Source organism: Streptomyces kanamyceticus (genome assembly GCF_008704495.1).
Lineage (GTDB): Bacteria > Actinomycetota > Actinomycetes > Streptomycetales > Streptomycetaceae > Streptomyces > Streptomyces kanamyceticus.
This window is the reverse complement of sequence record NZ_CP023699.1, coordinates 5,405,242-5,418,899: the sequence shown is the minus strand read 5'-3', so window position 1 is coordinate 5,418,899 and position 13,658 is coordinate 5,405,242. Positions and strand designations below refer to the sequence as shown.

Annotated in this window: 12 protein-coding genes and 1 pseudogene; 10 read left to right on the top strand and 3 right to left on the bottom strand. The window is 70.0% G+C overall.

Annotated elements, in window-relative coordinates:
• Positions 1 to 53 precede the first annotated feature (53 nt).
• The 4 genes from CP970_RS23155 to CP970_RS23140 all read left to right on the top strand — a co-directional run bounded on the left by CP970_RS23155 (position 54) and on the right by CP970_RS23140 (position 3,534).
• The gene (locus CP970_RS23155; RefSeq protein ID WP_055551678.1) at positions 54 to 1,079 is read left to right on the top strand and encodes a S1C family serine protease; all 1,026 of its coding nucleotides are present in this window, start codon (positions 54 to 56) and stop codon (positions 1,077 to 1,079) included.
• Between the two features lie 66 nt (positions 1,080 to 1,145).
• Positions 1,146 to 1,325, top strand: coding sequence for a hypothetical protein (locus tag CP970_RS23150; protein ID WP_055551680.1), 180 nt, complete (start codon positions 1,146 to 1,148; stop codon positions 1,323 to 1,325).
• Between the two features lie 44 nt (positions 1,326 to 1,369).
• A complete protein-coding gene (locus CP970_RS23145; RefSeq protein ID WP_055551682.1) occupies positions 1,370 to 2,107 on the top strand; it encodes a response regulator transcription factor in 738 nt (245 codons plus the stop codon).
• The gene (locus CP970_RS23140) at positions 2,104 to 3,534 is read left to right on the top strand and encodes a sensor histidine kinase (RefSeq protein WP_055551684.1); all 1,431 of its coding nucleotides are present in this window, start codon (positions 2,104 to 2,106) and stop codon (positions 3,532 to 3,534) included. The genes CP970_RS23145 and CP970_RS23140 overlap by 4 nt, the downstream gene beginning before the upstream one ends.
• 22 nt (positions 3,535 to 3,556) lie before the next feature.
• Here CP970_RS23140 and CP970_RS23135 read toward each other — a convergent pair whose 3' ends face one another.
• The gene (locus CP970_RS23135) at positions 3,557 to 4,813 is read right to left on the bottom strand and encodes an LmeA family phospholipid-binding protein (protein ID WP_055551686.1); all 1,257 of its coding nucleotides are present in this window, start codon (positions 4,811 to 4,813) and stop codon (positions 3,557 to 3,559) included.
• 91 nt (positions 4,814 to 4,904) lie between these two features.
• The gene (locus CP970_RS23130) at positions 4,905 to 6,740 is read right to left on the bottom strand and encodes a bifunctional metallophosphatase/5'-nucleotidase (RefSeq protein WP_079043787.1); all 1,836 of its coding nucleotides are present in this window, start codon (positions 6,738 to 6,740) and stop codon (positions 4,905 to 4,907) included.
• Positions 6,741 to 7,174: 434 nt separating this feature from the next.
• Here CP970_RS23130 and mshD point away from each other — a divergent pair, with 434 nt between their 5' ends.
• On the top strand, positions 7,175 to 8,149 hold the full coding sequence (mshD, locus tag CP970_RS23125; RefSeq protein WP_150493829.1) for a mycothiol synthase: 975 nt from the start codon (positions 7,175 to 7,177) through the stop codon (positions 8,147 to 8,149).
• Between the two features lie 76 nt (positions 8,150 to 8,225).
• On the opposite strand, the gene CP970_RS23120 is transcribed toward mshD, so the two are convergent.
• On the bottom strand, positions 8,226 to 8,564 hold the full coding sequence (locus CP970_RS23120) for an LppU/SCO3897 family protein (RefSeq protein WP_055552961.1): 339 nt from the start codon (positions 8,562 to 8,564) through the stop codon (positions 8,226 to 8,228).
• Positions 8,565 to 8,694: 130 nt separating this feature from the next.
• Here CP970_RS23120 and CP970_RS23115 point away from each other — a divergent pair.
• The 5 genes and pseudogenes from CP970_RS23115 (at position 8,695) to CP970_RS23095 (ending at position 13,534) form a co-directional block, all read left to right on the top strand.
• Positions 8,695 to 8,938 (top strand): annotated as a pseudogene (locus tag CP970_RS23115) (hypothetical protein).
• Entirely contained in the window at positions 8,935 to 9,690 is a 756-nt protein-coding gene (locus tag CP970_RS23110) for a hypothetical protein (protein WP_055552963.1), read from the top strand. The pseudogene CP970_RS23115 and the gene CP970_RS23110 overlap by 4 nt, the downstream one beginning before the upstream one ends.
• A gap of 34 nt (positions 9,691 to 9,724) precedes the next feature.
• Complete coding sequence (locus CP970_RS23105; protein ID WP_191094945.1) at positions 9,725 to 12,076, top strand: RNA degradosome polyphosphate kinase; 2,352 nt, start codon at positions 9,725 to 9,727, stop codon at positions 12,074 to 12,076.
• Positions 12,057 to 13,118, top strand: a complete 1,062-nt coding sequence (locus CP970_RS23100; protein ID WP_055552964.1) for a CHAD domain-containing protein — start codon at positions 12,057 to 12,059, stop codon at positions 13,116 to 13,118. The genes CP970_RS23105 and CP970_RS23100 overlap by 20 nt, the downstream gene beginning before the upstream one ends.
• Positions 13,088 to 13,534, top strand: coding sequence for an NUDIX hydrolase (locus tag CP970_RS23095; RefSeq protein ID WP_055552966.1), 447 nt, complete (start codon positions 13,088 to 13,090; stop codon positions 13,532 to 13,534). The genes CP970_RS23100 and CP970_RS23095 overlap by 31 nt, the downstream gene beginning before the upstream one ends.
• Positions 13,535 to 13,658 lie beyond the last annotated feature (124 nt).

Sequence of the window (13,658 nt, the reverse complement as noted above, 5' to 3'; positions counted from 1 at the left end):
CTTCTCAGGACGTACTCAGACAGCTCTCATGTACGGCGGCCAGTCTCAAGGACATGACCGAGACCTTCCGCCACAGCGGCGAGTACCACCAGCAGCAGTCGTCAGCGCCTGTGCCGCCCGGCGGTACGCAGGGCGCCTACCCGCCCCCGCCCGCCTACGCGCCGGAAGCGCCTCAGGGACCCGCCCCCGCCCGGCGCCGCCGCGCGAAGGGCCCCGTCGCCCTGCTCGCCGCCGTCGCCATCGCGGCGGCCGCGGTGGGCGGCGGTACCGCGTACGCCGTGCAGACGCTGACCGACCGGGACGGCGGCTCATCGGCCACCAGCACCGACGTCGTGCCGACCAGCAAGAAGGGCACCGTCTCCGGTGTCGCCGAGGCGGTCAGCCCGAGCATCGTGGAGATCAGCGCGAGCACCGGCCAGGGCAAGTCCACCGGCTCCGGTGTCATCACCAAGAGCGACGGCGAGATCGTCACCAACAACCACGTCGTCTCCGGCGCCACCTCGATCAAGGTGCGCACCAACGACGGCAAGACGTACGACGCCGACGTCGTCGGCACCGACAGCAAGAAGGACCTCGCGCTCATCCAGCTGAAGGGCGCCTCCGGGCTCAAGCCCGCCACCCTCGGCAACTCCGACAACGTGAAGGTCGGCGACGAGGTCGTCGCCATCGGCTCCCCCGAGGGCCTGACCGGCACCGTCACCAGCGGCATCATCTCCGCGCTCGAACGCGACGTCACCGTCTCCACGGGCGAGGGCCAGCAGCAGCCGCAGAACCCCGAGGGCAACGGCGGCTGGCCGTTCGAGTTCGGCGGGCAGCAGTTCAACGGCGACACCGGCTCGTCGAAGACCACGTACAAGGCACTGCAGACGGACGCCTCGCTCAACCCCGGCAACTCCGGCGGCGCCCTCATCGACATGAACGGCAACATCATCGGGATCAACTCCGCGATGTACTCGCCCAGTTCGTCGAGCCAGGGCAGCGGCGACTCCGCGTCCGGCAGCGTCGGCCTCGGCTTCGCCATCCCGATCGACACCGTCAAGAAGGACCTGAGCACGCTGCGGTCCGGCTCCAAGACCTGACCCTCGTACGAACCCCCGGCACCACCGGCACCACCGGAACCCCCGGCACCACCCAAGGAGGCCGTCATGTCCGACACCCCCCGCACCTCCCTCACCGTCAGCCGCGCGCGGCACGCCCTCGCCGTCACCGTCGGCTGGGGCCGCCCCGCCACCGATCCCGCCGGGCTCGGCCTCCCGCTCGCCGTGGCGCGCGACGTGCAGGCCGCCCGGTCGGACCGCACCGCCCGTGCCCGCGTGCGAGGCTGATACCGGCCCCGTTCCGCCCCCTGACCCGAGGAAGTCCGAAGCCCATGAGCCCCGCCGAAGGCGACCGCACCGGTGACCGCGAGCAGCAGCGCATCCTGATCGTGGACGACGAACCCGCCGTGCGGGAGGCGTTGCAGCGCAGTCTCGCCTTCGAGGGGTATGCCACGGAGGTCGCCTTCGACGGCGCCGACGCCCTGGAGAAGGCCGCGGCGAACCGCCCCGACCTGGTCGTGCTCGACATCCAGATGCCCCGCATGGACGGCCTGACCGCCGCGCGCAGGCTCCGCGCCACCGGGACCACCACGCCCATCCTCATGCTGACCGCGCGCGACACCGTCGGCGACCGCGTCACGGGACTCGACGCGGGCGCCGACGACTACCTGGTCAAGCCGTTCGAACTGGACGAGCTGTTCGCCCGCATCAGGGCGCTGCTGCGCCGCAGTTCGTACGCGGCGGCCGCGGGCGAGGCCGAGGAGGGCGACACCCTCTCCTTCGCCGATCTGCGCATGGACCTGGCGACCCGCGAGGTCACCAGGGGCCCGCGCACGGTCGAGCTGACCCGCACGGAGTTCACGCTCCTGGAGATGTTCCTCGCGCACCCCCGCCAGGTCCTCACCCGCGAGCAGATCCTGAAGGCCGTCTGGGGCTTCGACTTCGAACCGTCGTCCAACTCCCTCGACGTGTACGTCATGTACCTGCGCCGCAAGACGGAGGCGGGCGGCGAACCGCGCCTGGTGCACACGGTGCGGGGCGTCGGGTACGTGCTGCGGGGCGGGGAGTGAACAGGGTCGTACGGCGCTTCCGCGGGCTGCCGTTGCGCTCGCGCTTGGCGTTGCTGGTCACGGTGGCCGTCGCGTTCGCGGTGGCCGCGAGCGCGGTGGCGTGCTGGTTCGTCGTACGGAACGTGCTGATCAGTTCGTTGGACGACGCGCTGGACAACGCCAAGGTGCAGCCCGCTTGGGTATCCGACCGTGTCGACGCGGGCGGACAGTGTCTGCGCACGATCATCAGGGGTGACGCCGACAACCCGGACATCTTCAAGGAGACCGTTCAGGTCGTCGACACGGGCGGCGGGCACTGCGTCATCATCGGCAAGCGGTCTCTTGAGGTCACGTCGGACGACACGGAGGTCGCGCTGAACGGGACCGGGCACGCGTACCACAACGCCACCGCGTCCAACGGCGACAAGTACCGCGTCCTGACCTACCCGCTGGACGGCCGCCCCGGCCTCGCGATCTCCGTCGCCCGCCCCCTCAGCGAGCTCGACGACACCCTGAACAACCTGGTCCTCGTCCTCACCGTCGTCGCCGGAATCGGCATCCTCGGCGCCGGAGCCGCAGGCCTCTGGGTGGCCCGCACCGGCCTGCGCCCCGTGGACCAGCTCACCGAAGCCGTCGAACACGTCGCCCGTACCGAGGACTTGAACCTCCGCATCCCCGTCGAGGGCGACGACGAGATCGCCCGGCTCTCGGAGTCCTTCAACTCCATGACCGCCTCGCTCGCCTCCTCCCGCGACCTCCAGCAGCAGCTGATCGCCGACGCGGGCCACGAACTGCGGACGCCGCTCACCTCGCTGCGCACCAACATCGAGCTGCTCGCGCGCAGCGAGGAGACGGGCCGGGCCATCCCGCCCGACGACCGCAAGGCGCTCCTCGCCTCCGTCACCGCGCAGATGACCGAACTGGCCGTACTCATCGGTGACCTGCAAGAACTCTCGCGGCCCGACACCGGCGAGAGCGGCGCGAAGGTCCAGGTCGTCGCGCTGCACAACCTCACGCGGACCGCCATCGAACGGGCCAGGCTGCGCGGCCCCGAGCTGACCATCACCGCGGAGCTCGCGCCCTGGTACGTACGCGTGGAGCCGCCCGCGCTGGAACGCGCCATCGTCAACGTCCTCGACAACGCGGTGAAGTTCAGCCCGCCGCGCGGCACGGTCGAGGTCACCCTGGACCGCGGCAAGCTGACCGTGCGGGACCACGGGCCCGGCATTCCCGACGACGAACTCCCGCACGTCTTCGACCGGTTCTGGCGCTCGCCGTCCGCGCGCAGCCTGCCGGGGTCGGGGCTCGGTCTGTCGATCGTGGCCCGCACGGTGCGGCAGTCCGGCGGCGAGGTGACGGTGGCGGCGGCCGAAGGGGGCGGCACGGTGGTGACGGTTCAGCTGCCGGGGGCGGCGACTCCGCCGCCCGGGGAGATGCCTTCGCTGTAGGCGCGGGCCGTCTCCTCCCCGCCTAGCGGCCGACTCCGATCCCCGAGCCCGCGATCCGCACCCTGATGCCTTCCTTCTCCACCGTCACGTCCTGGAGTGCCATCGCGCCCTCGCCGGGCAGCTTCGGCAGTTGGAAGGCGAGGGTGAGGCGGTCGGCGAGTACGGGCCGGGTGAGCTTGGAGAGGCCGTCGAGGAGTGCGGGGTCCAGGCCGAGCTTCTTGAGGAGCCAGGGGTGGCCCATGGCGACGTCGATGAGGTTGAGCCCCATCACGTCGTTCACGAACTTCGGCGCGCCGGTCAGCTCGTTCAGCTTGGTGTCGCTCTTCAGGGCCTCGCGCACCACCGAGTCGGGGACGCCGAGCCGCTTGACGATCGCAGGCACGGAGAGCAGCGCCTTCGCCTTCGACGTCTCCTTGCTCACGCGGTCGGCGGAGCCGCGCGACAGGTGCAGGCCCTCCTTCGAGCGAGTGCCGGGGCGGTACGTCGCCAGGTCGCCGAGTTGCAGGCTCATGCCGCCGATGTCGGTGGAGATGCCGCGGTCGCCGTTGCGCTGGATGCGGGCGTCGGCGCGCACCTTCAGGTCGTGCCCGGCGACGGGCAGCGTGCCGCGCGCCAGGACCTGGTCGTGGCCCTTGCCGGTGAACGTGACCTGGGACGCGCCCAGTTCACGGTTGAGGTCCTCGAAGGAGAGCAGCACCTCGCCGTTCATCTCGCCGATGAGGGCGCCCTTGAACGAGGTCGGCCCGTCCCCGTCGATCGTCACGTCGGTGGCGGTCGCGGAGACCTTGGCGAGGGAGATCCGGTCGGCGGCGACGTCGGGGACGGTCACCTTCACCTTGTCGACGCGCTTGTCGAGGACCTGGGTGAGGAAGGGGAAGCCCTCGATGTCGACCTCGGGCGCCGCGCTCAGCTTCATCTGGTCCTTGAGCTTCTCCGCCGCCTCGTGCTCGGCGTACAGAAGGGCCCAGCGGTCGCCGAGAGCGAGGAACGCGGTGGCGACGAGGACGGCGACGACGGCCTTCGCGGCGAGCGGCAGACCGGCGAAGCGTGTGCGGCGGCGGCTGCCTCGGCGGTGATTGGGCGGCGTCCAGGGGGCGTCCGCGCCGGGCTCGTCCTTCTCCTCGTGGAGGAACTCCTCCAAGGGGTTCGGCGCGAGGGCGGCCAGCTCGTCGTACGGATTGCTGTACGAGGAGGCCGGGAGCTGAGCGGTGTCGCCGGGGCGGTCGTGGTCAATAGGCGCATCCGGAGGATGCGTGGCTATGCGGTGGGGGGAACGCATCGAGCGATCTCACCATACGTTCACACCCCACCCCAAACCTTACTCCCGGTAAGTTCCGGTTTTAGCCAGTACTTAACGGCCGTGAGATTGCCTACTTCACGATCGTGATCCGGTCGGCCTTCGGCGGCGCGATCGGCTTGTCCGCCGAGGAGTTGGCGGTCAGGTAGTCGTTGAACGCCTTCAGGTCGTCCGCGCCGACGACCGGCTTCGTCCCCTTGCCGAGCTCGGCGAAGCCGTCGCCGCCGCCCGCGAGGAAGGCGTTCATGGCGACGCGGTAGGTGGCCGCCGGGTCGATCGCCTTGCCGTTCAGCTTGATCGAGTCGGCGACGACGCGGTCGGCCCCCGTCTTGGTCATGTCCAGCGTGTACGTCAGCCCTTCCGAAACCTGCAAGATCTTCGGAGAGGCCTGGTTCGACCCGCTGACCTGCTGCTTAAGACCTGTCACGAGCTGCGCGCCGGTCAGATCGACAAGATTGACGGTATTGCTGAAGGGCTGCACGGTGAACGCCTCGCCGTACGTGACGACGCCGTCACCCTCACTCCCGCTCGCCTTGTACACGATGTCGGAGCGGATGCCGCCCGGGTTCATCAGGGCCAGATCGGCTTCCGGGTCGAGCGACTTGGCGTGCGCGAGCTGCGCGTCGGAGATGAGATCGCCGAGCGGCGACTCGGGGACACCGGCCCCGCGTCCGGGGATGTCCGCGGAGATGTAGCCGACGGCCTTGTTGGCGACGGGCGCGGCGAGCTTGTCCCAGCGAGAGATGAGGGAGGTCATGTCAGGCGCCTTGGCCTGCTCACGACTGACCACACGATTCGCGGACTTCACGCTCGTCCGCACGATGTCCTTGGTCCTGCGGTCGTACGTCAGCGTGGTGTCGGTGTAGAGCTTCCCGAAGGAGGACGCCGAGGTCACCATGCGCGGGTTGCCCGCGGGGTCCGGGATCGTACAGACGTACGCGTTGTGGGTGTGTCCCGTGACGAGCGCGTCGACCTTGGGCGTGATGCCCTTGGCGATGTCGGTGATCGGCCCGGATATGCCGTCGCCCGCGCCCGGCGAGTCGCAGTCGTAGTTGTACGTCTGGCTCTTCGGCACGCCGCCCTCGTGGATGAGCGTGACGATGGACTTCACGCCCTGCTTGTCGAGGATCTTCGCGTACTTGTTGACGGTCTCGATCTCGTCGTGGAACTTCAGCCCCTTGACGCCGTCGGCGGAGACGATGTCGGGAGTCCCTTCCAACGTCACACCGATGAAGCCGATCTTGACGCCCTTGTGCTTCCACACCCAGTAGGGCTTGAGGATGGGCTTGCCGGTCTTCTCGTCGGTGACGTTGGCGGCGAGATAGGGATAGTCGGCCCCCTCGAACTTCTTCCCCTTGCCGCCCTTCTTCCCGCCCTTCCCCTTCTCGAAGCAGCCGTCCTTGGGGTGGCAGCCACCGTTCTGCATACGGGCCAGTTCCTTGGCCCCTTCGTCGAACTCGTGGTTGCCGACGCTGGTGACGTCGAGCCCGAGCTTGTTCATCGCCTCGACGGTGGGCTCGTCGTGGAAGAGCCCGGAGAGCAGCGGGCTCGCGCCGATGAGGTCGCCCGCGGCGGCGGTGACGCTGTAGGGGTTGCCCTTACGGGCGGTGCGCAGCGAGGTCGCGAGGTATTCGACGCCACCGGCGTCGATCTTCTTCTCGGTCCCGTCGGGCTGCTTCTCCGTGACCTGCCCCGACGACCCGGCGGGCGGCTGCAGATTGCCGTGGAAGTCGTTGAACGACAGCAACTGCACGTCGACCGTGCGCTTCTTGCCCCCACCCGTGTGGTCCGCCCCCGCACTGGCGGGAAGCGCGGCGGCAAGCGCACCGACGGTGGCGAGCGAGGCGGCCGCGGCAAGCACGCGATAGGCACGCCGTCTGGGCCGACGCGACTGGACTGTGGCTGACACGTGTCCCCCCTGGGGGTCGAATGGGCTCGAACGCGACGGAATGAGTCCACCATTCCGCCGCCCGCAGCCTAGGTTCAACGCGCGTAGCGCAACAGAGGGTTGCCGGTTACATCCTGGTTGCCGTTGGGGGCGGGTACGCAATATCAAGCCCGCCCGGCGATTGAGGGCAAGCGCGCAGCGCGACATCGGGAACGAGCGCACAAAATCAAGCCCGCCCGGCGATTGAGGGCAAGCGCGCAGCGCGACATCGGGGACGAGCGCACAAAATCAAGCCCGTCCGGCGTTTGAGGACGAGCGCGCAGCGCGATATCAAGCCCGCCCGGCGTTTGAGGGCGAGCGCGCAGCGCGACATGGAGCCCGTCCGGCGACGGAGGACGAGCGCGCAGCGCGACACCCCCCGCTCCAGGCGCCCCCGCCCGACTACGCTCGGACGCATGACTGACGACCACCCCGCCGAGGCCGCCCCCACCCCCGCCCCCCTCCGAAAGATCGACACCCTCACCGCGCTCAGCCCGGCGCAGTCCGACACCGTGCTGGAGCTCCTCGCGGAGGCCGCCCGCTCGGACGGTCAGCAGGCGGTGTCGGAGCAGGGCAGGCTGCAACTGCGCGGCGGGGCCCGCGAGGGCGTACGGCATCTGCTCCTGAGCGTCGACGGCGACCTCGTCGGCTACGCGCAGCTGGAGGACACCGACCCCGTGGAGGCCCCCGCAGCCGAACTGGTCGTGCACCCCGCGCACCGAGGCCGCGGTCACGGCAGGGCGCTCGGTTCCGCGCTGCTCGGCGAGTCGGGCCGACGCCTGCGCGTATGGGCGCACGGCGGGCACTCCGCGGCCCGCCACCTCGCGCAGGTGCTCGGTCTCGCGCTCTTCCGCGAGTTGCGGCAGATGCGCCGCCCGTTGACGGACCTCGACCTGCCGGACCCGGTCTTCCCGGAGGGCGTATCCGTACGCACCTTCGTGCCGGGGCAGGACGACGCGGCCTGGCTCGCGGTGAACGCGGAGGCGTTCGCCCACCACCCCGAGCAGGGCTCCCTGACCCAGCGCGACCTGGACGACCGCAAGGCGGAGCCGTGGTTCGACCCGGCGGGCTTCTTCCTCGCCGAGCGCACGGCCGACGGCACCGGCACCGGCACCGGCACCGGCACCACCGAACTGGTCGGCTTCCACTGGACGAAGGCACACGCCGACGAGGGCCTCGGCGAGGTGTACGTCGTGGGCGTACGCCCGGGCGCGCAGGGCGGCGGCCTGGGCAAGGCGCTGACCACCACCGGCCTGCGCCACCTCGCGCAGCAGGGCCTGCCGACCGCGATGCTGTACGTGGACGCGGACAACAAGGCGGCGGTGAGCGTCTACGAGCGGCTCGGCTTCGTGACGCACGAGACGGACCTGATGTACCGCACGGAGTCCTGACGGGCCTGACCCACACGAAGGGCGCGGTGTTCCCCCGGGGGAACACCGCGCCCTTCGTCGTACCGTCCGGTCCGCGCTACTTGCCCGCCACCTCGGTCAGACACATGGAGAACTGCACCCGCCCCCGCCGCGTCTGCTCGTAACGCGACTGCCCCGCCTCGCACTCGGTCTCGTACTTGCTCGCGACCTTGTACTCGGCCTTGGCGTCACCGCAGTCGATGATCTCCATGTCGGGGCTGCCCTTCGACCCCTTGTTCTGGACACAGTCACCCACCTCCGCGACGGCGGGCTGCTTGGCGCTCTCGCTGTCGGGCCCTGTGGTGTTGCCGCGGCTCATGTACATCCAGACCCCCGCGACGACGGCCGCGATGAGCAAGGCCGCCACCTTGATGAGAGGTGATTGGCGCTGGGACATGGTGGAACCCCCGAGATTTCGTACGTGTTCACGTCAATGTCGAGCGGCAGACGTTACAAGATCCCCGACCCCTTCCCGCAACTCGCCTCGAACCGGTCCCACTTGACGGAACACGCCCACCTACCTCCAGATCGTCCAGCAGACCCAACAGCCGCTCCGCCTGGGCCTGTTGGAGCCGGGCGACAAGCTGCCCACGGCACGCGAGGTGGTCGAGGCTCGCCGAGTGGGCCGAGCGGGCCCGTTCGGCGGGCCTGGACAGGGACGACGTGGCCGCGCTCTTCACGGCCGTGCTGGAAGAACAGTTCGCCGTACCGGAAGAACAGTTCACCGAACCGCAAACCCAAGAGCACGGCATCAAGGGGGAGTTCGCATGACCGACACCGCGCGCTGGCTCGCCTCGAAGCTGACCACCGCCGCCGCGTTCGCCGTGGGCGGGACGCTCTTCCTGATGGCCGTCCTCCAACTCGGCGTGGGCTGCGCGATCGGTGCCCGCGCGGACCTGCACTGGGCCGACCGTGGCGTCTACGAGGCCACGGGCCCCGTCCTCGTCGCGTACGGCCTGCTCGGCGTGGCCGTGGGAGCCGCCGTCGGCCTCCTCGTGCGCCGCACGCTGCTCGCCGCGTCCCTCGCCACGGTGGTCACCGGGGGCGTGCCGCTGCTCTTCGGCAGTCTCCGCTGGGACCTCTTCCCGACCCGTACGATCACCGAGACCTCGCGCCTCAGGGGCTATTGGCATGTCCCCCTGCCGTACGACTCCTTCGCCGTGGACCAAGGCGTCACCAACGCCGCAGGAGAGCGCTTCATCGACGGGCTGTGCCACCCGGAGCCGATCCCCGGCCGCTTCTGCCCCACCGACACCAAGGTCACCAGCGCGTACCTGGACTACCACCCCCGATCCCACTTCTGGTACCTCCAGTTGATCGAAACGGGATCGTCCTCGCGCTCGCGGCCGCCGCGACGTACGCCGCCTTCCGCCTCTTGCGCCGCCGCGCGGCCTGAACCGTACGATCGGCTCGCGCGGCCTGAACCGTACGATCGGCTTGATTCGTATGCTCGACCGACGGCCCGCCGCCGTGTAGACGCCCGGGGGTCGTCGGTCGATGTCCCGCACGTCATGTCGCCGTAACCGGCGATTCAGACTGGCTTGCGACGCTCACTCAATGCAGCCCGCCGTGCCCGACCCTTCCCCGGTGAACGGGAAGCTCCGCCTCACTCCCGCGCTCTCCGACGCGCCCATCGGCGTGCCCGCGCGGAAGAATGGGTCCATGAGCCAGCCGAACACGCAAGGTCAGGTCCAGCACGCCCAGCCCTCCGTCGGCTCGATCGCCGCCCACAGGCCCCACACCATCGCCGCCACGGTCTCCGACCTGGACCCTGACATCGATGCCGACCTCGACGCGTACGACGAGGACGCCCAGATAGGGCACGACGGCGCGGAACTGCCCCAGGGCCGCTTCCTCGACCGGGAGCGCAGCTGGCTCGCCTTCAACGAACGGGTTCTGGAGCTGGCCGAGGACCCGCACACGCCCCTCCTCGAACGGGCTAATTTCCTGGCGATCTTCGCCTCGAACCTGGACGAGTTCTTCATGGTCCGCGTGGCCGGTCTCAAGCGGCGCATCGCGACCGGCGTCGCCACCCGTTCGGCCTCCGGCCTCCAGCCCCGCGAGGTCCTCGACCTCATCTGGAACCGCTCCCGCGAGCTCATGGCCCGGCACGCCGCCTGCTACCAGGACGACGTCGCGCCCGGCCTCGCCGACGAGGGCATCCACCTGGTCCGCTGGAACGAGCTGACCGACAAGGAGCAGTCCCGGCTCTTCACGCTCTTCCGGCAGCAGATCTTCCCCGTCCTGACCCCGCTGGCCGTCGACCCCGCGCACCCCTTCCCGTACATCTCGGGGCTCTCCCTGAACCTCGCCGTGGTCGTACGCAACCCGGTGTCCGGGCATCAGCACTTCGCGCGCGTGAAGGTCCCGCCGCTGCTCTCCCGCTTCCTGGAGGCCTCCCCGCAGCGCTACGTCCCGATAGAGGACGTCATCGCGGCGCCCGCGCACCTCCAGGAGCTCTTCCCTGGCATGGAGATCCAGGAGCACCACATGTTCCGGCTCACCAGGAACGAGGACCTGGAGGTCGAGGAGGACGACGCCGAGAACCTTCTCCAGGCCCTGGAGAAGGAGCTCATGCGGCGCCGCTTCGGCCCGCCCGTGCGCCTGGAGGTCGAGGAGTCCATCGACCCGAACATCCTCAGCCTGCTCGTCCGCGAGCTGAAGATCAGCGAGGCCGAGGTCTATCCGCTGCCGGGACCGCTCGACCTGACCGGCCTCTTCAGCATCGCCAAGCTGGACAGGCCCGAGCTGAAGTACCCGAAGTTCGTGGCGGGCACCCACCGCGACCTCGCCGAGGTCGAGTCGGCGTCCGCGCCCGACATCTTCGTCGCCCTTCGCGAACGCGACGTACTCCTGCACCACCCGTACGACTCGTTCTCCACCTCCGTGCAGGCGTTCCTCGAACAGGCGGCCGCCGACCCCGACGTGCTCGCCATCAAGCAGACGCTGTACCGGACTTCGGGCGACTCGCCGATAGTCGACGCGCTCATCGACGCCGCCGAGTCCGGCAAGCAGGTCCTCGTCCTGGTGGAGATCAAGGCCCGCTTCGACGAGCAGGCCAACATCAAGTGGGCCAGGAAGCTGGAGGAGTCCGGCTGCCACGTGGTCTACGGCCTGGTCGGCCTGAAGACCCACTGCAAGCTCTCCCTCGTCGTACGCCAAGAGGGCGACGCCCTGGTCCGCTACTCGCACGTGGGCACCGGCAACTACCACCCCAAGACGGCCCGCCTCTACGAGGACCTGGGCCTGCTGACCTCCAACCAGGAAGTCGGCGCGGACCTCTCCGACCTGTTCAACCGCCTCTCCGGCTACTCCCGCAGGGAGACCTACCGCCGTCTCCTGGTGGCCCCCAAGTCGCTGCGCGACGGCCTGGTCTCGCGCATCAACAAGGAGATGCAGCACCACCGCGCGGGCCGCCCCGCCTACGTCCGCATCAAGGTCAACTCAATGGTCGACGAGGCCATCATCGACGCGCTGTACCGCGCGTCGCAGGCCGGTGTCGACGTGGACGTGTGGGTGCGCGGCATCTGCGCGGTGCGGCCCGGGGTGGCGGGGCTCTCGGAGAACATCCGCGTGCGCTCCGTACTCGGCCGCTTCCTCGAACACTCCCGCGTCTTCGCCTTCGGCAACGGCGGCGAACCGGAGGTGTGGATCGGCAGCGCCGACATGATGCACCGCAATCTCGACCGCCGCATCGAGGCACTGGTCCGGGTCCAGGACCCGGCGCACCGTGCGGCTCTCAGCCGGCTCCTGGAGACCGGCATGTCGGACACCACCGCCTCCTGGCACCTCGGCGCGGACGGCAACTGGACCCGCCACTCGGTGGACCCGGAAGGCCAGCCCCTGCGGAACGTACAGGAGATGCTCATAGACGCCCGGAGGCGCCGGCGTGGCACAGCAACACCGTGAGATGACGGGTACGGACACGGCGGGCGCGCTGCTCGCCGCGCACCTCAACGCCCAGGCGACGGAATTCCTCCGCTCGCTGCGGCTGCACCGCGAGTCCACGACGGACGCGCAGGGCGCCGAGGAGTCCCTGGAGGCGGCCCGCGCCCTGCGCAGGGCGGCCCGCCGCATCGGCGCCACCCTGCACACGTTCCGCCCCCTCCTCGACCCGGAGTGGGCGTCCTCCCTGCGCCCCGAACTGGCCTGGCTGTCGGGCACGCTGGCCCAGGAACACGCGTACGCAACGCGCCTGGACCGCCTCCTGGAATCCCTCCACCGCCTGTCGGGCCAACCGACGGTGCCGGTCCCTGCTGTGGGCAATCGTGCCGCTGGGCGGCACGGGTGGGCACAGCCCCCGGTTCAGAGCACCGAGACGGAGACAAGCGCGCCTCGCGGGCTAACCGTCGGCGCAGCCAAAGCCGCAGCGCTGCTGGAACGCCAGCTCACCTTGGCGAAGACAAGGGCCCACTCCACCGCCCTACAAGCCTTCGGCTCCTCCCGCTTCCACGCAGTCGCGGACAACGTGGCCGTCCTGGCCAGCGAGGTCCCCCTGACCAGCACGTCGGAAGACCTCAAGCCCCTCGCGGCCCAAGCGGAATCCGACCTCACCGAGGCGGTCTCCGCCCTCCCCCTGGGCCAGGCGGGCCACCCGTACAACGCGGGCGCCCTCGTCCACGGCCTCGCGTCCGACACCGCCCCCGACGCCCAGGACGCCCCCTGGCTGAAGGTCCGCTCCCTGCTGCGCCTGCACAGGTACGCCGAGGAGGTCCTCCTGGGCCACGCGACCCTGGAGCCCCGCATCGCGGACGCGAGCCACGCCCTGAACGTCCACCGCGAGGCCGCCGCGGCCGCGGCCGCCGCCGCGCAGGCCGCCCGTACCCCCCGCATCGCCCCGGCCACGGCGTACGCGCTCGGCGTGCTCCACGCCGACCAGCGCCACGAGGTCGAGGCCGCGCGGTTCGCGTTCCAGCAGGCATGGCTCCACGAGGCGGTGAGTACACGGTGACGTACAAGGAAGACGTCGTCCGGGCGGCGGGCTGCGTCCTGTGGCGCCGCTCCCCCGTCGACGGGGGCCTGGAGATCTGTCTGGTCCACCGGCCCAAGTACGACGACTGGTCGCACCCCAAAGGCAAGCTGAAGCGCTCCGAGGAGCCGCTCGCGGGCGCCCTGCGCGAGGTCGAGGAGGAGACGGGCTTCCGCTGCGCTCCGGGCGCCTCCCTGCCCACGGTCCGCTACCTCGCCCAGGGCCGCCCCAAGGAAGTCACCTACTGGGCCGCCGAGGCCACCACCGGCCATTTCACGCCCAATCGCGAGGTCGACCGCATCATCTGGCTGCCTCCTGTCGCGGCCCGCAACCGGCTCACGCAGCTCCGCGACCGGCAGCTCGTCGACGCCCTGCTCAGCACACTTAACTTGGCGTAGCAGGTCCGCTACTTTCCGTAGTGCAGGACCTAACCAGGCCGACCGCCGAGGTTCACCCTCCGTTCACTCGTGCCCATCGGTCGCTTCACCTGCCCTGCCTAATTTCGGGCTTACAAGACACCGA